The organism is Nostoc sp. DSM 114161 (assembly GCF_052692665.1).
The window spans coordinates 8,608,162-8,632,277 of record NZ_CP195141.1; the positions used below are offsets into that span (position 1 = coordinate 8,608,162).

Below are 24,116 nucleotides of genomic sequence, written 5' to 3' on the forward strand. Positions count from 1 at the left end.
ACGATTTTTTCCTCTTCCAACAGATGTAGAGACGTTGCAATGCAACGTCTCTAACCATTTTGTAGCAAAGTAGCAGAGTTCACATCCAAAAATAACGTTGCTTGGGGTTGCTGACGGAGAATAGAAGCCGGACATTCTGTAGTTATGGCTCCTTGCAACATCTGTTTTACCACATTTGCTTTACGTGTTTCTGGAGCGAGACAAATAATTTTTTTGGCTGAACAAATTGTTGGTAGAGTAACAGTAAAAGCGTATTGTGGGACAGTTTCAATATTTGGAAAATGACCTGTGTTTACCTGTTGCTGACGGTTGACTTTATCTAGTTTGACAAGTTTTACACTGTAAGGATCTTGAAAATTTGCTACTGCTGGATCGTTAAAAGCTAAATGTCCATTTTCACCAACACCAAGACAGCACAAGTCTATTGGTTGTGCTTGCAATAATTTGGTGTAGCGATCGCATTCTGCCACTGGTTGCAGCGTATCACCTTCTATATAGTGAAATTCCTTAGGAGCAACTCTTTTCTCTACACGTTCTCGCATATAACGCCGGAAACTTGCAGAATGATTGGCACTAATTCCTAAATATTCATCTAAATGCAACAGAGTAATCCGCGACCAATCTACACCTCCTAATTTAATCAAACCATCAAGAAATTTCAGTTGGGAATTACCTGTGGCTAATAATATAGCTGCTGTATCCTGTTCGTTGAGAATTTGCTGTAAATATTGTTGGGTGATTTCTGCAACTGAGAACGCCATTTCAGCTTCAGAGTTGTAAATCTGCACTAATAAATCATCAACGCGAAAAAACTTTGTAGCGGCTACCATTTGGTTACACAGAAGGTTATTAATAATGTTGACTAGACCTCTTGCAAAAGTCTCTAAGAGGATGTTTGAAAAGTCTTCTTGTGGCTATCAAAACGTTTTCGATCCCCCTAAATCCACGCTACTTGCTCATGGGGGAAACCCCCAAGACCGCAGTGGCTCCCCTTATAAAGGGGGACTTTGATTCCAGTTCCCCCCTTTTTAAGGGAGGTTAGGGGGGATCTAAAAGTGTCCAAAATCACATAGAAATGCTTTTCAAACAACCTCTAACACCCCACCCCCAAACCCTCCCCTTGCTAAAGGGCTACGGTGTACACACAAGTTTTCTAGAGTTGCGCCGTAGACTTTCGATCCCCCCAACCCCCCTTAAAAAGGGGGGCAAAAACTTCTCAAAGTCCTCCTTTTTAAGGGGGGCAAAAATCTCTCAAAGTCCTCCTTTTTAAGGAGGATTTAGGAGGATCTACGGGGATTTTGGTTTCCTACAGAGATGTCTGTACACCGTAGTTCCTAAGGGGAGGGTAGACAAAGCGTAGCTTTGGCTAGGGTTCTTATTTTCGATTTATGCAAGAGGTCTACTGTTTAACGCGAAATTCCATCGACTTTTAGGGGTGGGATGAACTTTAATCCCTTATTTAGTTATAGAGGATAGATTTTGAGATTTAAAAAATTAATTGGCGGCTCTTAAGGTTAGGTTAAGATACTACACTTCCTAAGCAAATTTATTCCCCAGCCCTTAATCCCTAGTCCCTTGTATTCACAAAATAATAATCGCTAAAAGACAAAAACAATGTAAACTATGTAAATAAAGTTAACATTTATTTACATAATCACCAACAATTATGCTGGCTGCAATTCTTTTTGACTTAGACGGCACTATTGTCAACAGCGATCCTATACACTACCGAGCTTGGAAAGAAATGCTGCTAAGTTTCAGCATAGAAATTGATGAAAAATTTTATAAATCGAAAATTAGCGGGCGCCTAAATCCAGAAATTGTTCGAGACATTTTGCCACAATTATCACTAACAGAAGGGGAAAAATTTGCAGACGAAAAAGAGGCATATTTTCGCAAACTTGCCTCCGATCTACAACCTCTGAGTGGATTTTCGGAACTCTTAGCATGGACGCAGACACATCACTTAAAACGTGCATTAGTGACTAATGCTCCAAGATTAAATGCAGAGTATATGCTAGAAGTTTTAGGGATAAAAGAAGCTTTTCATACAATCGTTTTAGCAGATGATTGTATTGCAGGTAAACCCGACCCCGCACCCTACCAAGTTGCTTTAAACAACTTACGAATTCATGCAGAGGAAGCGATCGCTCTAGAAGATTCTCCTTCTGGAATTCGCGCTGCTGTGGGCGCAAATATTCGCACCATCGGTATAGCATCTACCCACAATCCCCAACTCTTACAGGAAGTCGGCGCATTTATGGCGATTCCAGATTTTACTGATTTGCAGTTGTGGACATTGCTCAACTCGCTTATCGAACCAGATTTAACCGCGATCGCTTCTGATTTTTAAGTCCAAAACCCAGAATTTTCAGAGTAGAGATGCCTAATACCATTCTTAATTTTGAATTTTGAATTGATATTATTTGGTGTCTCTATTTATTTTTCAGCCAAAATAGCGTAAATTTCCCGTTTAACTCGATCTAACAGTTCGCGCACGCGATTTATCCGCTCTACATTGCCGCTGCGGGCAACCTGCACCACTACACCAGCTAATTCTGTTGCAGCATTCCGTAACTCAATTAACTCTTGGGGCTTACCTGTGACGAAACTTTTGAAGGTATCCCAAGGAGAGTCTGAAGTTTCTTGTTGGGTACGTTCTGCCAAAAGTTGTCTACCCTCATCTGTAATGGTGTAAATCCGCTTACCCCCTTCCTGCGAGCTAGTTAAATAACCACCCTCTTCCAGTAATTGGAGTGTTGGATACACTGAGCCAGGGCTGAGACGACGAAAACCACCATAACGAGCTTCCATCTCTTTAATCAGGTCGTAGCCATGACTGGGATGCTCGGATAACAACTCCAACAAGATGAACTTGATGTCACCCCGACGAGTCCGATATTCATCTGGCCAACCACGACCAAATACTTCATCGCGAAAGTGTTTGCCATGATGTCCGCCACGCTCCTTGCGATGCTCAAACCAAGACTTGACAAAAAAATCATCTTCGCTAACTCCAGCCCATGCAGGTACGCCAAAGTGCGATCGAAAGTGTCTAAACATAACTCAATTTCCAATCAACTTTCTCTACTATACGATATATCGGAATATATCGCGATATATCGGAATAGAAGTTTGATGAAGATTTATTACAAGTTCGCTTAATTACTTATAAATTCTGAAACACCCCACCCGCCTAACGGCACCCTCCCCTTGCCAAGGGGAGGGTTGGGGAGTGGTAACGCGAGGACTGTAATCATAACTAATCATCCGAACTTGATATTATTACGGCTTCTAGAGACATTGGCCATTACATACGTTGGGGCACAGCAATGCTGTGCCCCAAAAAAGAAGTTTTAGAAATTGGTAATCTATTACATTTTGAAATTGCACAATTAGTAATGCTGCTAACCCGGAGGCTTATCAAGCTTTTACCTTAGCTTTTGACCAGACACCATTTTCATCTTCATCATATTTCTGGTGAACAGCTTCCCAAGCAGCTTGTTCGGCGTTAAACTCGTCATTTTTTTCATTGATTGCAGCGTTATAGCGGTCAATGAATGTATTCTGAGCTTCACTAGAAAGATGAGCGCGAACTTCAGGCGACAAGTCGTCTGGGCTGTTGCATAATCCCGGACAAGGACGAGCGAGGGTTTTTTCAATTACCTGAGTTTCTTCACCGCCAGCACTTTCGAGGAGCAATTGGAATTCGCCGGTGCGATCGCTTGGAACTTCTGCCATCAATAAGAACTCACCAGCTTGTAAGCGGGTTTGGTAGATAGCGGCCTTATCTTCTGGCATTCCCAAAGTAGTCAGAACCGATACTAAACCGGCACCTGCGCTACCTGCGATCGCTCCGCTAGCAGCCCCTAACAACACTGCACCAATAGGCCCGGCTGCTACAATCGAGCCGACAAAAGGAATAAATAATACACCCACACCCGTGAGTAAGCTGAGAAAGGAACCAAACAAGGAACCAAAAACTGCCCCTGTTCTCAAGCCTCCAAGAATCACATCCTTTTTACTAATAAAGCCAGAAATTCGAGTTTCTGACTCAAAATTTCTGCCCATCACGGAAATATGATCTCTAGGCACACCTCTATCTAATAAACGCCTAATAACATCATCAACTTGTTTTTGTTCTTTAAATACAGCAGAAATAGTACGTTCCGCCTGATACACTTCTGGCATTTAGATACTCCTGGGATTATGTTATTTTTGCCGTAGATATAGTCAAATAATTTTGGATTAACCCCATACTAGAAAGTATGGGGCTGAAAAAAGAATTGTAGATTTTGGATTTGTTCTACAAATAAATTTGCGGGCAATCTACCAGACCTTACACCAAGACACTTTTCTAGACTTTAAATTTGGAATTTACAATCCAAAATCTAAAATCTAAAATTCATTACACACCTACAGGAGTTTTAGCTTCTTTTGCAGGCTGTGTACCGTCTCCCTCAAGTGCTTGTCCTTCGATAAATGAGCGCAACATCCAAGCCATTTCTTCATGTTCTTCCATCAATCCAGTCAGAAAATCGGCAGTTCCTTGATCGTGGAACTGTTCGCCAGACTGATCTACATGATCTCTGAGGTTGCGAATTACTTGCTCGTGATCTTCGACTAGATTAGCTACCATTCCTGTTGCACTAGGAACGCTACCGGCATGTTCCTTAAGGGTAGCAATTTTGAGAAATCCTTCCAGCGTACCAACTGGATAACCGCCCAAAGCACGAACCCGCTCTGCTAACGCATCGATATTTACAGTCAGTTTTTCGTAGTGTTCTTCCCAAAGCTGGTGCAAAGAGCGGAATTGAGGGCCAACAACGTCCCAATGGTACTTTTTGGTTTTTACTAACAGTAAATAGGCATCTGCTAAATCTTGATTCAACAGATTAATCACACCTTCACGCTGTTCTTGTGTCAAACCAATATTAATCGCACGCATTGTTTTTCATCCCTAGACAAACTTATTAATTATTAACATCTCAAATTTTCAACATCATCTACATCAACCAAAGGGTGCATTGTCAGTTTAAATTAGTTACTATATTTAAAATTCTGCCTATGTCTTAGTAGGTAGTATCCTAATTTAGTTAGATTTATTTTTTTTGCTTAAGCCTTAAGAAGATAAGTTTAAAATGATAAGTTGAAATAATAGGCGATCGCTTGGATTAAATTAATTTTTTTAGCATAAATAATTAGTCATAAGTGATTTTTTACTCAATCACTTATGACTACTGAAAAATTACCAAAGTCAAGTATTAATTATCTTACTTACCTGTAACTTTGTCTAACACATTTTTGATACTTTCTTCTACTGAAGTTGAAGCCTGGGAATTTTCAGGACGCTTTTGTTTGTCAATGTCAGCAGTTCCTTGAACTTCATTGAGTCCTCCCTGAGTTTTCTCTTGAGTCTCTTCAAGTCCAATTGGTGGTTTTTTAGCGGCTTCGTCAGTTTTGCGCTGAATATCAAGTAGTTGTGTTTCCCCTTCGGTAGGCTTGCTTTGGTAGCTATCGATGGCAAAAGCAGGAAAAGCACTAGATAACAATACTAAAGCGCAAGTAAAAGCCACAACTACAAAACGTACAGGGCGCAAAATAGATAAAACAGAAGCAATAACTTTCATTTGAAATCCTCGATAACAGCGTTAACTACGCAAGACATCTACTCTACGGGCAAAGCTTATGGTTTTATTTGGTATTACCAATAAAACTACTAAGCGATGCTCCAATCTTCAAGTTACTGAAAAATCAACTTGGAGAAGTTACCTTCGTATTTGTGCGTTAACTTAGAATATGGTTAACGAGCAACTACTCTTGGCAAGTTCTTTACAAGTTCTTTATTTAATGTCGAACTGATTTATTTTTACTTTGCAAACCGTAAGGCATACATCAACCTGTAGAATGAAGTTATCACTATCTATAGTTAGAAAAAAAATCATTCTCTAGATATATCGACTTAATATAGTTTTGGTAGGTTAATGGCTCTGAGCTACTTGTCATCAGAGAATTGGTATTCACTATCCGCAGCGCTTAAAATTGATGCGCCCTTCACTATTGTTAGCCCTACTTGATAATCAGCGTCATAGCCGATATCGCCAACAAAAAATCTCCGGAGAAAATTAAATATTTGCTTGATATTTTATAGTGTTAAGTCTGAAGGAATTACTTTACTTGTATCATGTTTGAGTTTCTGTAACTCTTGAAAAAGATAAGAGTAATTTTGATATTTCACTTGATATTTTTGTAAAGACTTCTGGAAAAATCCGAGAAGAAAAAGTTCGACATATTCTTGTTGTATCTAAAATCTAGAATGCAATATCTTTGATTGTGAATCGCAAGATAATTCAAATTCCATGACTTTTGCCAATTACCCAATTACGTCGAAAAAATCTAGCTAATGCTGACTCTTCCAGCGATAAATAAATTGGGCGTCCGTGGGGACAAGTGCGGGGGTTACGAGTACGTTGCCAATTATCTAAAAGTGTCTGCATTTCTTGTAAATTCATTGGCGTACCGTTACGAATCGCACTGCGACAAGCGACAGCTACTTGGGCTGTTTGTAAGTCACCTCCCAAACTCAATTCTAAAATTGCTTCGGCACAATCTTCGCGCTGCTGCAACATTGCGGGTAGGTTACGAACAGCCCAAAGTTGTTCGCCAAAGGGTTCTATATCTAAACCGATGCGTTGTAATTGCGATACTTGTGCTGGCGATAATTGATAAAGAATAATTGGCGGTTCGACAGAAATTAGTTGCCAATTATCGCATAATTGCTCGTACAAAACCCGCTCATGAGCGATGTGCTGTTCTACTAACCACATCCCCCCAGGATGTTCGGCAACAATATAAGTATTACTTACTTGCGCCACAGCTTTTAAAGAGTGGTGAGTGCTATCTGATTCGTTTGATTTCTTCGGATTGAAGTTGTAACCGCCTTTAGCTTCTGCGGCTTTGAGTAATTTACTAACTCGTGTTGTGTGGACAGTTTCTTTGAGATTCGCAGAAGAAATGCAGAGTGCTTGGTTAATTCCTTGAGTAATTTGCTCTTGCCAATAAGTTATTTCATTGAGATAAATTTCTGTTTTTGCGGGATTGCGATTCCAGTTAATTCGATCTGGCGAAATGGCAAGATGGAGAAAACAAATTGGATAGCGATCGCGCGGTAATGTTTTGTGAAATGCTGATAATATTGTTTGCTCTAATTCCGCTGACTTCACCATCCGTCCGTTAATTGCCACACGTACCCAATCTGGACGATGACGATGGCAGCGATCGGGTAATCCTACCACTAAATGTATTGCTGAGTGGGGAGTGGGGAGTGGGGAGTGGGGAGTGGGGAGTGAGGAGTTAGGAGTGATGAGTCCTGAATTCTGAATTCTATTTTCCGAATTTACTGGGTTGGGTACTTCGAGTTTGACTTCTTGCAAATCGCCTTGTCGCACTTGGGGTAAAATCTGCGCTATTATTTGCCCAGTTGTGGCAGCTGGCGAGATGGTGAACCATTGGCGGTCATTTTGGCAAATCTGCCAGGTGACGCGGGGATGACATAGGGCGATTTGGTGAATTGTTGCTTGCACGGCTTTCATTTGCTGTGCTATTGGGGGTAGTCCTTGACGACGAGATGAACAGTTGCCGAAAAGATTAGAAACTGTGACTACTGTACCAGGTGCGATCGCAGTTACTTCAACTTCCAGAACTTTCCCGCCATAGCCGTACAGAACTCGCCATCCTAATTGTCCACCCCCAGGACGACTCAAAATTTCCAAATCTGCCAGATTTGTTAAACTGTGTAACGCTTCACCACGAAAACCCAAGCTATTAATTTTCCACAAATCAGCACTAGAACGAATTTTACTGGTGCTGTGGGTTGTGGCTGCTTGTTGCAAATCATCTAAGTTCATTCCACAACCATTGTCGGCGACGCGAATTCGCCATTGCTGCGGCCATAAAGAAACTATAATTCGCGTTGCACCTGCGTCTAGGGAATTTTCCACCAATTCCCGTACTACAGAGGCTAAAGAGTCAATGACCTCTCCCGCTGTAATTAGATATACAACTTCTTTTGGTAGAGCTTGAATAGTAGATGCCATAAGTTATAGTTTATAGCTTCTGGCGACAGAGGGAATAGGAGAGTAAATTTAGTAGAAATTTTTATTAATTGTAAAGAAACCTCAATTAAAAAGCGCCCAGATTTATCAACAAAGAATTCAGGAGTCGGGAGTCAGAATTTAGCATAAATTCTGTACGAATGGCGGATAAATAGTGAAAGTGTTACATCCTGCTGCAACGTCAAAGGCGAACGATCGCTGGCAGGTATTAATCCACGTTTAAAACATTGCTGAATTCTGACTTCTGACTTCTGACTTCTGAATTCTGACTTCTTTTCTAATTATTTTCGCTCAGTACCAAAACTTTAGGTGATTCATGTTTCAGCAACCCATTCAATAACGAGGCCGGACGTTGCCTGTAAGGCCAAGCAAAAGCATGGCGAAAAGCTGCATCCTGACAAGCTTGGAGTTGTTGGAAACTAATAATGTCGTAAGTCAAGAGATTTTCATATTCCCAAGGCAAACGTACATTGTGTAAACCAGCATTATCAGTACAAATAGCGATATCGACCCCAGCGTCAAAACAACGGTCAAAAACGATTTTGAGTTGACGTATATCTTGTAAAGTACCAGTTTTCAAGTAAGTTGTGGGGCAAACCTCCAAACACTGCCCGCGTCTAGCTACATCCTTAAGTAATTCTGGATACAATAAGGGAATTTGAATGCCGTGACCAATTCGCATGAGGTAGGGTAACAGTTGGGGGTAACAACCGGCGGTAGTTTCAAATAAATGTCCAGTGGTGTTAACGCCCTGCGATCGCGCATAATCGTATAGACTAATCCATTCATCGAGGCGATCGGCATAATAGCTATCACCCCCAGCTACATCTACTCCACAGACATACTGCTTATTTTGCGCCGCCAAATCAATAATCGCTTTGTTTACCTCATAAGGTAAACGCGTGTGCATACAAAGAATTTGGCTAGTAACAATCGGATATTCTGGCAAATGGCTAGCTTGTCCGACGACTTGCACAATTTCTGCCATTTTGTCAATTCTGTCTGATTGACTCAGATGCTCAGGTGTCCGTAAATACGGAGTGTAACGCAGTTCCAGGTAAGCCAAATTTTCAAAAATGTAAGCACCCCGCAGCAAGCGATAGATAAAGTAAGGCAAAGTCTCTACAGTTTGGACACTTTCTACCAGGGTGTGCAATTCTAAATACTCATCTAGAGTATTGCGCGGGCGAGTGTAAAAATCTTCAAATTCTGAATAGTCAGCAAAGCGGGAAATCAACTCCGAAGAATGTCGCTCGAAATATCGCCACAATACTCTGGGTACGACGGAACCGCCTAGATGTCTATGTAATTCTGCATATAAAGCCATAGTGGTATTTTTAGAGAAAAATTTCAATAATTGTAACAAAAACATAGAGAAAAAAATCTCTACTTGCAGCAAAATTATGTAAATCTACGTTAATTGATGCTAAATTTTGCACCAATTTTTGTCAAAAATCCTTTTTAGTCAGAGTTTTAAGCAAAATACTTGATACCAATGTCAGCAAAAGCCGCAACATTTTTACCTGAGAACAGCAAACTACTGATGTTAATTTCTACAATTTTTTCTAAATACTTCTTCCAAATCCCATCTTTCTCATCCCCGCACTCCCCAATTAACCTTCTCCAGTAACCGATTCGAGTTAAGGGTATTTGTTGGTTGGGTTGGGGCAATACCTTACCCAACAAATCCGCAAAATGTTGGGTTGCCCTACAGCCGTTCTTAGCCTGTAGTCCATTATAACTGTCGCGCACCTTGCGGTATAAGCTTTTTAAACACCTTTTACTCTTACAAGGCTTGAAAACTTTGCTATTATTTAGGCATCCGCGAAAGTAAACCTTAAAACCCAAATACAGCAAAGCTTTCAAAGGTTAGCAAGGTTGCAAAACACTTTCTCCCTATAAAGGATTGAAACTAACTAACTTTTCGATATCCTTGCTTTCTATCTGAGCTTGCAAAACACTTTCTCCCTATAAGGGATTGAAACACTTGAGACTTACTAAATCCCTGTAGGGATTGAAATTAAGACCATGTTAAAAAACACAAACCTAAAGAGTATCTCTAAAAAATTTCCTATAGCCAGAAATTGTGCTTGGTTGAAACAAAATGAGGCAATGAGAGCTATCGCATATAGTATGGATTTACTAATACCTGGTTTGTATATATGGCTACTTGGTTTTAGTTTTCGCATTGGTGGGAGCGTACCAGATGATATGCCCTATAAATATCCCGGTAAAATTCATAGTAACGCTGGAATTGCTTTAGTATTACCAGGGTACAGAATTTTTACGACTTACCAGGGTACTTATGACCCTACACAGACATCAGATACAGGGGCTAACAGCTTTTAATTGTACGGTTCTCGACTCAAATACTTTTGAAACTTTGATGACTCAGGCGGGATATTCAATGTCAGGTAGCGCACCTGCACAGTCTAATAGAATAAAAGTATGGTGGATTCATAACGAATACCCAAGAGTCGAGTCCGTATATAGTCCAGACAAGAGAATAGTGATAACGGCGTATTATGTTAACTAATATTTTTTATTTATATTAACCAATTTCTAATGCGAACAGAAAGTTTTGGTCGATAGAGTTTTTCTAATCTGTAATACTTTCACTACCCCAATCAATTAGCCATCTCCAGTAACTGATTCGAGTTTCTGAGAAACCGAAGGAGTTTGTGTGGATGTTAAAGCAGGCAAGTACACTGTGAATTGAGTACCTCTGCCTATTTGACTGTAAAGATTGACAAAACCACCGTGATTCTTAATAATACCTAGCGCAGTGGAAAGCCCTAAACCCGTACCTTTGCTTACATCTTTGGTGGTGAAAAATGGTTCAAAAATCCGTTGTTGGACTTCTGAAGACATACCTATACCAGTATCTGTCACCACGATCGCAATATAAGAACCGACTTTAGCATCAATATTAATCTGGGCAGAATGTTCGCTAATTAGGACATTTTCCGCCACAATTCTCAATTTTCCGCCATCAGGCATAGCATCGCGGGCATTGACTACTAAATTCATCAGCACTTGATGTAGTTGAGTTGCGTCTCCCCGGACTTGCCAAAGATTTTTGGGAATATCTATTTGGCAGATAATGGAGTCAGGGAATGTTTGAGCGATAATTTGCTCGATTTCTGCTATTAAAGGCTGAATTTCAAGAATTGTGCGTTTGCTTTCAATACCGCGTGCAAAAGTCAAGATTTGCTTGAGCAAATTAGCACTGCGTTTAACATTATTTTCTAGGGTTTGTAGTATTTTCTGGCTTTGGGAGTCAGGAAATTTTTTCTGCAACAGCTGAACTGACATCAAAATCGGCGATAGTAGATTATTGAGGTCATGGACGATACCGCTAGTTAGGCTACCGATACTTTCCAAGCGTTGCGATCGCAAAAGTTGAGCTTCTAATTGTTTGTGCTGTGTAATTTCAGTATTCGCGCTCAAAATAGATTTGAGTTGTCCGTTATCATGCACTAACAATATCCACCGACTTTCAACAATAATTTCCTTACCTTCTTTTGTCAGTTGATACAATTCACCCCGCCACTCACCAGTATTCATCACACTTAAGTAAGCATCTTCTACCTGTGGTGAAGTTCCTGGATATAAAAGTTGCCCAATATTTTTACCCACAGCTTCCTCAACTTTCCAACCGTAGAGACTCTGGGCGCCTTGATTCCAAAATAAAATTTGGTTGTCGATATTTTGCACTACGATTGCATCTTTAGCTACATCCAGAAACAATTTTTGTTCGCGAATTTTCTCTTCTGCTTGCTGAAGTTGTTTAACGTAATTACACAACAATTTATACAGTAAAGCTACTAAGAGCAAATGCAAAACAACAGTCATGAAAAATCTGATTGCAGCCTTTTGGGAAATTGGTTGCGACTTTTGTAGCTCTTCCTGTAAGAAATTTTCCTCTCTTTTTAAAGAGTCGTGGATTAACTGTTGAATTTCTTTACCAACTTGCTTGTCTTGTTTAGACAAAATTAACTTTTGAGTAGCTGATAATCCCTGGCTTTTTGTTAAGTAAATTTCTTGTTGCAGGGTGTTGAGTCTGGTACTAATTTTTTGCTGCAATAAAGAAAACCACTGCTGCTTTTGAGGATTATTAGCAATTAATTTACTGAGGTTTTGGAGATGGCGATCGCTTTCTTCATATCCCCGATTATATGCTTCGAGAGCTTCGATATCAAATGTAATTATATAATTACGTTGTGAGGTTTCAGTATTTTGTAGCGTACTTTGTATAATTTGCAGTTCTCTAATAAATTTGTGAGAGTATGTTACAGATTGCTGATTATCAATTAGCTTAATAGTACTGCCATAGGAAATTAGAGTATTACTAAATACAATTGACAATGCCAAAATGAATATTGCTTTGTGCTTTTGGATTCTAGACCATTTTTTTATCATGCGATCGCCCTTTTTGCTCCCGATGACCTCCATTACTTACAATTACAGATTGAAACCAAATACTGAGATTATTTGAAACACTTTTAAAACACGGGTAATAAGATACAAGCTCTTAAAGTTGTAAAAATATTGATTTTTGGGAACAATCATGTATACACAATAAATAGAAACCAAACCGCCAGGTTTTAATATATATTAATTTTTGAATTTCATATATATCATTGGCGATTAGTTATTGTTAATTAACAAATGATTAAGCCAAGCTTATGGTAATAGCGATCGTAGCTATGAAAAAGGGTAGCTAGAGACGCGATATATTGCATCTGTAGGAGAGTAGGGTATATTCCTTATTTATGTTTGTTGTGAAATTTTATTCTGAATTACCCAATCCAAAACACCTACAGCAATCCTATTTAATTGGTCAAAAATATCAGTGTTGCCAATCAACAGCCAAGAGGAGCCAGTGGTTTAGACGGGTTCCGAGACTTGTAGCAACTGACAGCCAGCAATCAACATACTGCCATAGATTATTTTGCAAAAACCTTGACATTTGTTTCAAAATATGTTGATAATTGTAGTTTGTGGAAACTTTACCTCTTAATATAAACGCTTGGCTAACGTAATTGTCATAGGTGCCCAATGGGGCGATGAAGGAAAAGGTAAAATAACAGACTTGCTCAGCCGTTCCGCAGATGTTGTGGTACGTTACCAAGGGGGTGTCAATGCTGGACACACAATTGTAGTTAAAGGTCAAACCTTTAAGCTGCACCTAATCCCCTCTGGTATTTTGTATCCAGATACCGATTGCATTATCGGCTGTGGCACAGTCATCGATCCACAGATTTTGATAGCAGAACTCGACCAACTAAAAGAATTAAATATTTCCACTGACCACCTGCTGATATCTGAGACAGCCCACGTAACAATGCCTTATCACCGATTGATAGACCAGGCATCAGAAGAACGACGGGGAAGCCATAAGATCGGCACTACAGGTCGGGGCATTGGGCCGACTTATGCTGATAAATCTGAACGTACAGGCATTCGGGTTTTGGATTTGATGGACCCCGATGGGCTACGGGAGCAGTTAGAGTGGACGATTAACTATAAAAACGTCATTTTAGAAAAGCTTTACAACTTACCGCCTCTAAATCCACAAGAAGTGATTGAGGAGTATCTGGGGTATGCAGAACGCTTGCGGCCTTACGTCATCGATACATCGTTAAAAATATATGATGCAGTTCTGCGACGGCGGAATATTCTGTTTGAAGGCGCACAAGGCACGCTCCTAGACTTAGATCACGGAACTTATCCCTATGTTACCTCCTCCAACCCTGTAGCCGGGGGGGCTTGCGTTGGTACGGGGCTAGGGCCGACAATGATAGATCGGGTGATTGGGGTATCGAAAGCGTATACCACAAGAGTGGGAGAAGGGCCATTTCCCACTGAACTGGATGGAGAGTTGGGAGAATTACTGTGCGATCGCGGTGCCGAATTTGGCACAACCACCGGACGCAAGCGGCGCTGCGGCTGGTTTGATGCCGTCATCGGTCGTTATGCCGTGCGAATCAACGGCATGGACTGTATGGCACTTACCAAACTGGATGTTCTCGATGAATTAGAAGAAATCCAAGTTTGTGTCGCCTATGAAATAGATGGCGTCCGCAGCGAAGACTTCCCCACCAGTTCCCGTCAATTTGCCAGATGTCGCCCCATTTATAAAACCCTACCAGGATGGCAAGTGTCAACAAGCCACTGCCGCACCCTGGAAGACTTGCCACAGCAGGCACTGGATTATCTAAAATTCTTAGCAGAATTGATGGAAGTCCCGATCGCGATCGTTTCACTAGGAGCTAGCCGCGATCAAACCATTATCGTAGAAGACCCCATCCACGGTCCCAAACGCGCTTTATTGCACGCCGACGGCACACCCGCCTCGTTGCTGAGTGCATAAATTGGTCATTAGTCATTGGTCATTAGTCATTAGTAAATTACAAATGACAAAGGACAAATGACAACTGACAACTGACAAATGACAACTGACAAAGGACAAGTTCTATGGCGATTACAGTCGAATGTCAAAAGCGACCAGAAGGTAGCAAGCCCAAAGCTTTGCGCCGTTCTGGAGAAATCCCGGCAAATTTATATGGTCACAAAGGTACAGAATCAATCTCTTTGACCATTAATGCCAAAACCGTTGAACGCTTGCTCAAAAGAGCTTCAGTCAACAATACTTTAATTGATTTAAACATTACCGATGCACCTTGGCGGGGCAAAGCCCTAATCCGGGAACTTCAACTTCATCCGGCAAAGGGTACGCCTTACCACCTCAGCTTTTTTGCTGTTGCCGGTCACGGAGACACAAATGTAGAAGTACGGCTGCGTTTCCTGGGGGATGCTGTTGGTGTTAAACAAGAAGGTGGTGTGTTAGACACCGTTGTTACCGAATTGCAGGTAAGTTGTGCGCCTGAAAACATCCCAGAGTTCATTGATATTGATGTCTCTAACCTAAAAATTGGAGACAGTTTAAGTATCAGCGATATATCTTTTCCTGAGGGCGTGACACCTCTAGCTGAATCAGAGCGAGTTATTGTCAGCCTTCTGCCACCCCAAATTAATGCTGCTGCGGAAGAAGAGAGTGAAACTGAAGCAGCCTCTTGAGGCACGCACTTGTAGAACGATGCAGCTGGTAGAGAGTAGTATTGCAACGTTTCTACATCTATTTAAATAGTGAAAAATCGTGGGGTTCAAGACCTCGCTAGCTAACTTATAAAATAAACCTCAGACCGTATTGTTCGCATTGAGCAATCCGGTCTTTTAATTTTGAGAACGGAATCTGCACAAATTGTTGATTAGACCTGCCTTGAAAATAGGGACTCTTTACTGGGGACTGGTGACTGGGAAAACCAGGATATTTTCATTGTTCCTTGTGCGTGCAACTCATGGAGTAAGAGTGCAAAAGTCCCTAACACCCCACCCCAAACTCCTCCCCTTGGTAAGAGGAGACAAAACGTAGCTTTGGCTCTTTGGGATTCTTATTGTTGATTTATGCAAGAGGTCTATTATTTTTGTACTTACAGCTATTTTCAGGTAAATAGACCACACGGTAAGGGCACAGCAATGCTGTGCCCCTACGAAAGATATGGTTGAGATACATGAAAAGTGCTGTAAAAACAGGCTTTTGCCCATATTATTTATTGCTTCACATCTTTGTCACTTCTTCAAGCGATCGCTGTGCATAAGTTCAAAAACCCAACGTTTAATTTAATAGCACCTCTACTTATCAATATTGAAGCACACAAAACATGAAAGCTACGTTACGTCATATTTTAAAGCTCAAAAAAGAGTATAGCCGCTTGCCATTTTTTGATTTCTTACGGGATGAAACTTTATCAGCTCGTCAGCGCCTAGAATTTTACCCTTGCATGGCTCCTTTTATTATGAGTTTTGGCGATTTAAATTGCTATGTTATGCGCCTAGAACCAACCTTAGATGTATATCAAGCTATGGTGAACGAACATTCCTATGAAGACGACCATCACTGGCCGTGGTATTTGGAAGACTTTAGTAAATTGGGCTTCGATCGCCAACAAATTTCACCCACTGAATATTTACAATTTTTCTACAGCGATCGCACCGCAGTCAATCGCCTGTTGTCACACAAGCTGGCTCATTTAATTTATGGCTCATCTAGTATCGTGCGTCTAGCTATCATCGAAGCCATTGAAGAAACAGGCAATGTATTATTTGAACTAGTTAGAAAATTGGCACAAAGCATTGAAGAAGAAACGGGAATGGAATTGCGCTACTGTGGAGAATTCCATTTTAGTAAAGAATCTGGACATGCTATTACAAACGAACATGCCATTATGGCAGAGATAGAAATGGATGAGCAAACCCGTGCCGAGGCTATTGAAAAAGTTAATTTGGTGTTTGCTTGGTTTACGGAATGGACAGAAGAATTGTTAGCATACGCCAAGCAAAACCTGAATTATTCCTACGAGCAACTCATAGGTGATGCCAAAAATGAGACTGAAATTTGTTTTGCATAAAGGAACTCGGATACGATTTGCGATCGCTATTTTTTACCCAAAGTCTTACTATTCTCAGTAAGTAGATATCATTAAATGTAAAATAAAAAAGTTTAAAACCCCGGTAAAAGCTGCCTTCTAGCTCCTGCCCCCTGCCCCGTGCCCCTTGCCCCTGCCTCCTGCCTCCTGCCTTCTACTTATAAGCTAGATAAACTATGTAATAATTTTTGATGTCACCAGGGGAAACTCCTGGTTTTTTTGTATTTGAACCCCAGAGGCTAATAGATGACAGAAGTAACTCTTCCGGCTCTAATTGAGCAAATGTTGAAGCCTGGATTTTATCCCCACGAGGTAACAGAATCTATTCAACTCATTCAAACTCACATTTCTTATGTGCTGCTGACTGGGGATTACGCTTATAAGTTGAAAAAGCCGATTAATTTCGGGTTTTTGGACTTTTCGACTTTAGAGAAGCGGCAGCATTTTTGCCAGGAAGAGTTACGGTTAAATCAACGGGGAGCAAGTGAGTTATATTTAGAAGTTTTGCCTATTACTCTGGCAGGGGAGCAATACCAACTAGGGGGAACAGGAGAAGCGGCAGAATATGTCCTGAAAATGCGTCAATTTCCCCAAGAATCGTTATTAAGCACGCTTTTTGAACAAGGCAAGTTAAATGAAACACGCTTAGATGAGTTGGGGCGAGTGGTGGCTCAATACCATGCTCAAGCTGAGACGAATGATTATATTCGCGGTTTTGGTGAAGTGCCAAATGTCCGGGCTGCCTTTGATGAAAATTACGAGCAAACTGAAAAATATATCGGTGGCCCCCAGACTCAAACGCAGTTTACAGAAACAAAGGAATATACAGATCGGTTTTTTGCCGAACGCCCAGAATTATTTGCTAGCAGAATCCACAGCGATTATATTCGTGAATGTCACGGGGATTTACACCTAAAAAATATTGCTCTGTGGCACGATAAAATCTTGCTGTTTGATTGCATTGAGTTTAATGAGCCGTTTCGCTTTGTGGATGTAATGTATGATGTGGCATTTACGGTGATGGATTTGGAAGCGCGAGGGCGCAAAGACTTGGGTAATGCCTTTTTGAATGCTTACATTGAGCAAACTGGAGACTGGGAAGGTTTACAGGTGTTGCCGTTGTATTTGAGCCGTCAAGCTTATGTTCGAGCCAAGGTAACTTCATTTTTGCTAGACGATGCGAGTGTACCCGCGACGGTGAAGGAAGAAGCGACAAAAACCGCCGCTGGCTATTACAAACAGGCTTGGGAGTATACTAAACCAAAGCAGGGGCAACTAATTTTGATGTCGGGGTTGTCTGGTTCTGGTAAAAGCACAACAGCGAGACTTTTAGCCCGCGAACTAGGAGCAATTCACCTTCGTTCTGATGCAGTGCGGAAGCATTTGGGGGGAATTCCTCTGTGGGAGAAAGGCGGCGACGATTTGTATACACCCGAAATGACCGAGAAAACTTACACGCGCTTGTTGTCATTGGGAATTATACTGGCTAATCGAGGTTTTGATGTCATTTTAGATGCCAAGTATGATAAACAACAGCTACGGCAACAAGCGATCGCTCAAGCTACAAAACACCAACTTCCTCTCCAGATTATCCAATGCACAGCCCCCGTGGAAGTGTTACAAGAGCGCTTGAATAAACGCACTGGCGATATAGCAGATGCCACTGCCGATTTGTTAGACTCACAACTCAAGCAAGCTGAACCCTTCACTGAAGAAGAAAAAACATACGTAAAAATTTTGGATACAACTCAGCCACAAGAGGCACAATTAAAAGCAGTAATTCCCCAATAGTTTTTTTACTTTATGGCAGACAAAAAGAACGATTTTTTCACCATTTCTCCCAGCTTCTTTTCTCAACTATTATTTGGGGCATTTCTAACATTTATATTAATAATGACCGGCTCGGCAGTACCCCTGAGCATCTTCTTAGGAATCTTGGGCGGTTTGATCTTAAGCTGGATTACAAATGCAACCAATAATAGTACTCAAGCTCCAACTGTAGCCTCCTCTGATGGCGTTGATACAGGACTGAAATACTGGTTATTTTTCATGCTTGGCTTTGTAGCTGTGGGCTATCCTGCACCCATGAGTATCTTCCTGGGCGCGATAGCCGCTTTCGGTGGAGGTTGGATTACTGCTTGGTGGGGAAGTAAAGAAGAAGCTAAAACTCAACTGCAAGTTGAAGAATCACAAGAAACTGCAATTGAAGAATCCAACGAAAGGATCAACAAACGCCAAAGAAGAAGACCCACCCGCCGTTCGCGTCGTACTAGTGGAAGTGTTAATTTCAGATTTTGGCAAAGATAGGGATTGGGCATGGCGCATTAGAGGTGTGGGAGGTGTGGGAGGTGTGGGAAGAGAGGGGGGCATAAATTCTCTTTCCCCACACTTCCTTGTTTCCTCTGCCTCCCCTGCTCCTCTGCTCCTCTGCTCCCCAGTTATCATTCCCAAATATGTTTTTATATCTTTCTAAATTACTGCCACTATTTTTTTATCCACTAGGGCTAGCTTGTGTAAGTTTGATAGTAGCATTAGTCACATTGTGGAAAAGACCGCGCATTGCAGCGATCGCCATTGCTCTGGCACTAACTTTACTGCTGTTTTGCAGCAATGCTTGGATTGCAAAATCGCTAGTGCGATCGCTAGAATGGCAAAATATTCCCAGCGCCCAAATACCCAATGCAGAAGCGATTGTGGTTTTGGGTGGGGCTACCAAATCAGCTTTTCCTCCAAGACCTACCGTTGATTTGAGTGAATCAGGCGATCGCGTCATTTACGCCGCCCAACTTTATCGCCAAAAAAAAGCACCCGCAATCATCCTCAGCGGCGGGCGCATCGATTGGCGTGGTAGCGGTTCGCCAGAATCGGCAGATATGGCAACAATCCTCACATCTATTGGTATTCCATCCCAGGCAATTATTCAAGAGCCTGAGTCTTTAAATACTTATGAAAATGCGGTAAATGTCCGAAAAATTCTGGAAGCGCGTGGCATTAAAAAAGTATTATTAGTCACTTCGGCAATGCATATGCCGCGATCGCTGAAGATTTTTCAACGTCAAGGAATCAACGTTATTCCTGCACCAACTGATTTTCTTGTCAGTGAGGGCGAACTGCAAGAACTCGGCAGCACTCCTAAAGCCGCTATACTGAATTTATTACCTGATACCGACAACCTGCACCAATTTACCACAGCTTTAAAAGAATACATTGGTTCTTTAGTCTATTGGTTACGCGGTTGGCTTTAATTAACGTTATGTCTAAAAATTTACCTTATATTATTCCATCGCCTCAACCCCAAATAGAGGAAGGCTTTGCAACTTACCAAACCACACATCAGTTTTATCATGAAGTTAAGACGCGGGAAGAGTTTCGGCGTCATTGTGAATGGTATTACTCTACAGCAGAACGCAACCGCCAAGACCTACAAAAAATGCGCGGCGAACTGAATATTTTCCAGTGGTTTCGCCGCCGATGAATTAAATTACTTCTAACTCATTTTCACGTAAATGTGCTTTAAATTTTTTAGTAAACTGGACTAAAATCGGCAGATTAGCGCTTACAGGTCTACCTTGCCATTGAGTGACAATACCTACGACTTCACCTTCTGTGCCTTTGATGTCAAAAGCCTCATTTCGATGTTCGGGATGATGATAGACTACCACCGAATCTTTAACGCGCACGCGATCGCCAACTTTCATAACCACATTTACACCTAGCATTTGCTTTTCCACAAGTATCTGCTACAAAATATATGATTAAACCGCCTCAAATTCGATTTAATCAGCTATTTCTTGACACTTCACAGGGGTGCGACGGCGCATTCAACCCTCCGCGTCCAGGCACGTTTTAGCCATCCGTGCATACTTTTCTCAGTTTTTTGCAGCGTTAACGCGTATCGCCCTCACCCTCCGCCTTCACCCAAAAACCAGGGAAACGAAAAAAATCAAGCGATATCAGATGTCTTTACTACTTTGGCAACAGATACAACCCTATTATCTTCACTCTAGGATGTTCCTTAGGTCAACTCTCTCACCAATTTTCTGGGCATTGGGTATGGGGCATGGGGAAAGGGAAAGGGGTAAGGGGAAAACGGGTAAGATTAAATTTATTCCTTTCCCCTTTTCCCTTTAACCTTTCCCCCTGCTCCCCCTGCTCCTTACTCCCTATCTTCAAGGCAAGTTTAACGATTTTGATTTGATGCACAATCGTTTTTTTAGCTCCGTAGAATTCGGGTTAGTGTAATTTGAGTTTTTTCTCCAGCAGTGCTTTTACTTGCTGGGCATGAGTATTTTCAGGAAACACTCGCAGCAAATCCTTCAAATATTGAATGGCATCTCGGATCTCGGATTGCAAAGGGGTTTCCTCAAGTGCAGTCTGATATAACTCTTGGGCGGTTGAGAGATTGCCTGCAACGAGATGATATAGTGCTAGGTTGAAGGTGTTTTCGTAATTGTCTAGTTTTTCGGTGTGTTTTTGCTGGGCGATTTCGATGGCAATGTTTAAATCAGCTTCAGCGGACTCGGCTTGCTGGAGGGCAAGGTAGACAATGGCACGAAGGTATCGGTGGAAATCATCTTTAGGGTCAAGTTTAATGGCGCGGTTGAAGTCTTCCAGCGCTTGGTCGTAGCGTTTCATTAAGAAATAAGCATAGCCTCGATGTGCGATCGCCCACTCATATTCGGGGTCAAGTTCAATGGCACGATTGAAGTCTTGCAGCGCTTGGTCATAGCGTTCTATCAAGAGGTAGGTTATGCCTCGACTTGTCATCGCCCACTTATATTTGGGGTTCAATTTGATGGCGCGATCGAAGTCTTGCAATGCTTGGTCGTAGCGTTCCATTAAGCGATAGGTTTCGCCTCGATGTGCAATCGTCCACTCATATTCGGGGTTAAGTTCAATGGCGCGATCGAAGTCTTGCAATGCTTGGTCGTAGCGTTCCATCAAGCGATAGATATCGCCACGACCTGCGATCGCCCAATCATCTTTAAGGTTAAGTTCAATGAAGCAATTGAAGTCTTGCAATGCTTCTTCATAGCGTTTCATTGAGCCATAGGTAAAGCCTCGCTCTGCGATCGCCCACTCATATTCGGGGTCAAGTTCAATGGCACGATTGAAGTCTTGCAGCGCATCTTCATAGCGTTCGATTAAACAATAGGTACGGCCTCGACTTACCATCGCCCACTGATATTCGGGGTTAATATCAATGGCGTGGTTGAAATCTTGCAGTGCATCTTCGTAACGTTCCATCAAGCGATAAATATCGCCACGATTTACGAGCGTCTTCTCATCTTGAGGATTAAGTTCAATGACACGATTGAAATCTTGCAGCGCATCTTCGTAGCGTTCCATCAAGCAATAGGTCTCCCCACGCTTTGCCATCGCCTCCATATATCGGGGATAAATTTCAATGGCGCGATTAAAGTGCTGCAATGCTTTCTCATACTGCTCCATCGAACGGTAGCTTTCCCCGCAACGAAAGAAAACTTGAGAGCTAATTAGGTGTTGATGGGTGTCGATTCTACGTTGAGCAAGAGACTGCCTCAACAAGTCATGCATGAAGCGATAGCGACCACCAGCACGCTGGAGCAATAGCCGTTCTGTAGCATAATTGAGAAAACGAGCATAGTGCCAAGGGATCGAGTTAGTGCAACACAAAGATAAACGCACTAGAAAATGATTGATGCAAACATATCCACCTGCAAACCCAATCCATAATAGTAAAGCTACAGACAAGGAAGTTAGTGCAATGTAATCAACGGAAGACATTGAACGTAGTACAAGACAGACTATCAAAGTATGCAAGGGCACGAATACGAATGTAATCGGGATTGCATTTAGCCACAAGTTTGTAATTCCTTGATTTGGTACTGATAGAGTTTTAATTTTGAAACGCCATTTTTCAAAGTTAAACCCTAATTTTGGAATGGTTAATTCATTCAATTTATAAATTAGTAAGCTAATTTGAGTACGGACTAATATATTCTTCCAAGATGACAGCTTGCGTAATAGTTTTTGTGCCTTGAGACTTGACACTGAGATTTCTATGCTTCCTAAAACTGATTCGATGTGTGGCAAATTTTTTAAGACATCTATTCCAAGTGCCAACCCATACAAACAGCCACCCAGCAATCCGACCAAAAAACGACGGGTTGGCGTAACCCCGCCTGGAGGAATCAATCTAAAGAATTGCGCCCAAAAAATTACAGCAAGCATTAGCCCCCAACAAATTACGCCACCGATTAGCCCCCAACAAATTACAGCAAAAATAGTGAATAGCCATTTTTGCAGGGGTGTTGACAGCCATGTTATTCCAACTTGCTCAATCAAAAACTCGGTTTCTGATTCTTGTAAAAGCTCTAAGGCGAGAATTTCTAGCCACTTCTGACTCTGTTCGCGGCTGGGAATTTTTCGCTGACGATAAGCGCGGCTAGGGGTATCCTGTGTTAGCATTCGTCGCACATAGGCATCTAACAGTAGATTTAAGCGATCGCCCGCTGAAGTTGCCCGCCGCCACTGGGTTGGCTCTAGTTCTTTATAGGCAAGTACCGCCATTGACAGCAACAACGGTCTGCGAATCAATGCCAGGAAATCCGCATCCGCTACCAAGCTTTCTTTGAGGTCATCTCGGTTTGTCTCTGTCAGAAAAGTCTGGATTTGTTCGTCGGTCAAGTCTTGAAGATAAACGGCTCCATCAAATTCCAGCTTTTGAGTATAAGCCTCATACTGCTCGCGCCGACAGCACAAGGCTATTTCTCTGGGACGCAAATCTGATTTTAACCACTCGTTAATTGCCCGCACGCAATCCTGCTGATACTCTGGGCGCACTTCATCCAGCCCATCGAGCAAAGGTATTAAGCGTTTTTCTTCTAGCCATTGTTTAATTTGGCGCGGTAAAAAGCCATATCTCTCTCGCACCTTACTAGCCAGCCAATTGGGCATCGACCAAATAGGGGCTTGTTCGGGAAGAGACTTAGAGAGATTTTTCTGGGAAACCCGCCGGAATCTAGATGTAGCCCCACTCTGCCTAGAAGCTGATTGAGATGTGGTTGGTTGCCAATCGGAAAGATCTATTACTACAGGAATGCGCTGTTGCGGATCGTCTTTTGCCCTTTGCAGTAGTTCTACAGCTAGGTCAAGCAAGCTTGTGGTTTTACCTGCCCCCGGTTCGCCCAAAATCAGTAACCGTCCCGCACATTGGTCAAATACTTCCCCAATAGTCGTTTCCGGTGATAATAACCGACTCGGTTGAGCGATCGCTACCTTTACCTCCATACCCCAAGGACGAACCTGTTGCGGCTGCGTCTGCTTGTGCAAATTCAGCCTGACGGCATGGTGCAGTTGTCCTTCAAGTCTGGATTCAACCCATTGTTTGACTGTTGCTAGTAAATCCCGTTCGGCGGAAGGGCGCACCGTTTCTTGTGACTTGAGCAGTACATCCCCATCCACCTGCTCGATGATAATTTGGTCGCGTCCTTGGTTGCCATACTCCCGCCTACCCCCTTTTCCCATG

The 24,116-nt window shown here is 42.0% G+C and carries 20 protein-coding genes; 9 read left to right on the forward strand and 11 right to left on the reverse strand.

Annotation, left to right across the window (positions count from 1 at the left end):
- Window positions 1–50: 50 nt before the first annotated feature.
- Complete coding sequence (locus NSTC745_RS35945; RefSeq protein WP_445635290.1) at window positions 51–830, reverse strand: glucosamine-6-phosphate deaminase; 780 nt, start codon at window positions 828–830, stop codon at window positions 51–53.
- An 836-nt stretch (window positions 831–1,666) separates the two neighbouring features.
- Between NSTC745_RS35945 and NSTC745_RS35950 the strand changes: the two genes are divergently transcribed.
- A complete protein-coding gene (locus NSTC745_RS35950; RefSeq protein WP_445635291.1) occupies window positions 1,667–2,353 on the forward strand; it encodes an HAD family hydrolase in 687 nt (228 codons plus the stop codon).
- 86 nt (window positions 2,354–2,439) lie between these two features.
- Here the strand turns inward: NSTC745_RS35950 and NSTC745_RS35955 are convergent, their stop codons facing one another.
- The 7 genes from NSTC745_RS35955 to NSTC745_RS35985 form a co-directional block, all read right to left on the reverse strand.
- Window positions 2,440–3,063, reverse strand: a complete 624-nt coding sequence (locus tag NSTC745_RS35955; protein ID WP_445635292.1) for a PadR family transcriptional regulator — start codon at window positions 3,061–3,063, stop codon at window positions 2,440–2,442.
- Window positions 3,064–3,423: 360 nt separating this feature from the next.
- Window positions 3,424–4,191 carry a ChaB family protein gene (locus tag NSTC745_RS35960; RefSeq protein WP_445635293.1) on the reverse strand — a complete coding sequence of 256 codons (768 nt, stop codon included), beginning with the start codon at window positions 4,189–4,191 and terminating at the stop codon, window positions 3,424–3,426.
- A 217-nt stretch (window positions 4,192–4,408) separates the two neighbouring features.
- A complete protein-coding gene (locus NSTC745_RS35965; protein WP_445635294.1) occupies window positions 4,409–4,948 on the reverse strand; it encodes a Dps family protein in 540 nt (179 codons plus the stop codon).
- 325 nt (window positions 4,949–5,273) lie between these two features.
- Window positions 5,274–5,630: a hypothetical protein gene (locus tag NSTC745_RS35970; RefSeq protein ID WP_445635295.1), complete on the reverse strand. Its 357-nt coding sequence runs from the start codon at window positions 5,628–5,630 to the stop codon at window positions 5,274–5,276.
- 720 nt (window positions 5,631–6,350) lie between these two features.
- Window positions 6,351–8,096 carry a DNA mismatch repair endonuclease MutL gene (gene mutL / locus NSTC745_RS35975; protein ID WP_445635296.1) on the reverse strand — a complete coding sequence of 582 codons (1,746 nt, stop codon included), beginning with the start codon at window positions 8,094–8,096 and terminating at the stop codon, window positions 6,351–6,353.
- A 295-nt stretch (window positions 8,097–8,391) separates the two neighbouring features.
- On the reverse strand, window positions 8,392–9,441 hold the full coding sequence (locus tag NSTC745_RS35980; RefSeq protein WP_445635297.1) for an adenosine deaminase: 1,050 nt from the start codon (window positions 9,439–9,441) through the stop codon (window positions 8,392–8,394).
- A 146-nt stretch (window positions 9,442–9,587) separates the two neighbouring features.
- Entirely contained in the window at window positions 9,588–9,785 is a 198-nt protein-coding gene (locus NSTC745_RS35985) for a hypothetical protein (protein ID WP_445635298.1), read from the reverse strand.
- Between the two features lie 441 nt (window positions 9,786–10,226).
- Here NSTC745_RS35985 and NSTC745_RS35990 point away from each other — a divergent pair, with 441 nt between their 5' ends.
- On the forward strand, window positions 10,227–10,463 hold the full coding sequence (locus NSTC745_RS35990) for a hypothetical protein (RefSeq protein WP_445635299.1): 237 nt from the start codon (window positions 10,227–10,229) through the stop codon (window positions 10,461–10,463).
- 282 nt (window positions 10,464–10,745) lie between these two features.
- On the opposite strand, the gene NSTC745_RS35995 is transcribed toward NSTC745_RS35990, so the two are convergent.
- Window positions 10,746–12,488: an ATP-binding protein gene (locus NSTC745_RS35995; protein ID WP_445635300.1), complete on the reverse strand. Its 1,743-nt coding sequence runs from the start codon at window positions 12,486–12,488 to the stop codon at window positions 10,746–10,748.
- 658 nt (window positions 12,489–13,146) lie between these two features.
- Between NSTC745_RS35995 and NSTC745_RS36000 the strand changes: the two genes are divergently transcribed.
- The 7 genes from NSTC745_RS36000 to NSTC745_RS36030 all read left to right on the forward strand — a co-directional run bounded on the left by NSTC745_RS36000 (window position 13,147) and on the right by NSTC745_RS36030 (window position 20,081).
- On the forward strand, window positions 13,147–14,490 hold the full coding sequence (locus NSTC745_RS36000; protein ID WP_445635301.1) for an adenylosuccinate synthase: 1,344 nt from the start codon (window positions 13,147–13,149) through the stop codon (window positions 14,488–14,490).
- A 104-nt stretch (window positions 14,491–14,594) separates the two neighbouring features.
- Window positions 14,595–15,197: a 50S ribosomal protein L25/general stress protein Ctc gene (locus NSTC745_RS36005; RefSeq protein ID WP_445635302.1), complete on the forward strand. Its 603-nt coding sequence runs from the start codon at window positions 14,595–14,597 to the stop codon at window positions 15,195–15,197.
- A gap of 644 nt (window positions 15,198–15,841) precedes the next feature.
- Window positions 15,842–16,588, forward strand: a complete 747-nt coding sequence (locus tag NSTC745_RS36010; protein WP_445635303.1) for a hypothetical protein — start codon at window positions 15,842–15,844, stop codon at window positions 16,586–16,588.
- 264 nt (window positions 16,589–16,852) lie between these two features.
- Window positions 16,853–18,397, forward strand: coding sequence for a bifunctional aminoglycoside phosphotransferase/ATP-binding protein (locus tag NSTC745_RS36015; RefSeq protein ID WP_445635304.1), 1,545 nt, complete (start codon window positions 16,853–16,855; stop codon window positions 18,395–18,397).
- Between the two features lie 12 nt (window positions 18,398–18,409).
- Window positions 18,410–18,913: a hypothetical protein gene (locus NSTC745_RS36020; RefSeq protein WP_445635305.1), complete on the forward strand. Its 504-nt coding sequence runs from the start codon at window positions 18,410–18,412 to the stop codon at window positions 18,911–18,913.
- A gap of 146 nt (window positions 18,914–19,059) precedes the next feature.
- Window positions 19,060–19,851: a YdcF family protein gene (locus NSTC745_RS36025; RefSeq protein WP_445635306.1), complete on the forward strand. Its 792-nt coding sequence runs from the start codon at window positions 19,060–19,062 to the stop codon at window positions 19,849–19,851.
- A gap of 8 nt (window positions 19,852–19,859) precedes the next feature.
- Window positions 19,860–20,081, forward strand: coding sequence for a hypothetical protein (locus tag NSTC745_RS36030; RefSeq protein ID WP_096537219.1), 222 nt, complete (start codon window positions 19,860–19,862; stop codon window positions 20,079–20,081).
- Between the two features lies 1 nt (window position 20,082).
- Here the strand turns inward: NSTC745_RS36030 and NSTC745_RS36035 are convergent, their stop codons facing one another.
- Window positions 20,083–20,325: a ferredoxin-thioredoxin reductase variable chain gene (locus NSTC745_RS36035; RefSeq protein ID WP_445635307.1), complete on the reverse strand. Its 243-nt coding sequence runs from the start codon at window positions 20,323–20,325 to the stop codon at window positions 20,083–20,085.
- 514 nt (window positions 20,326–20,839) lie between these two features.
- Window positions 20,840–24,115, reverse strand: a complete 3,276-nt coding sequence (locus NSTC745_RS36040) for a tetratricopeptide repeat protein (RefSeq protein WP_445635308.1) — start codon at window positions 24,113–24,115, stop codon at window positions 20,840–20,842.
- Between the last annotated feature and the right edge of the window lies 1 nt (window position 24,116).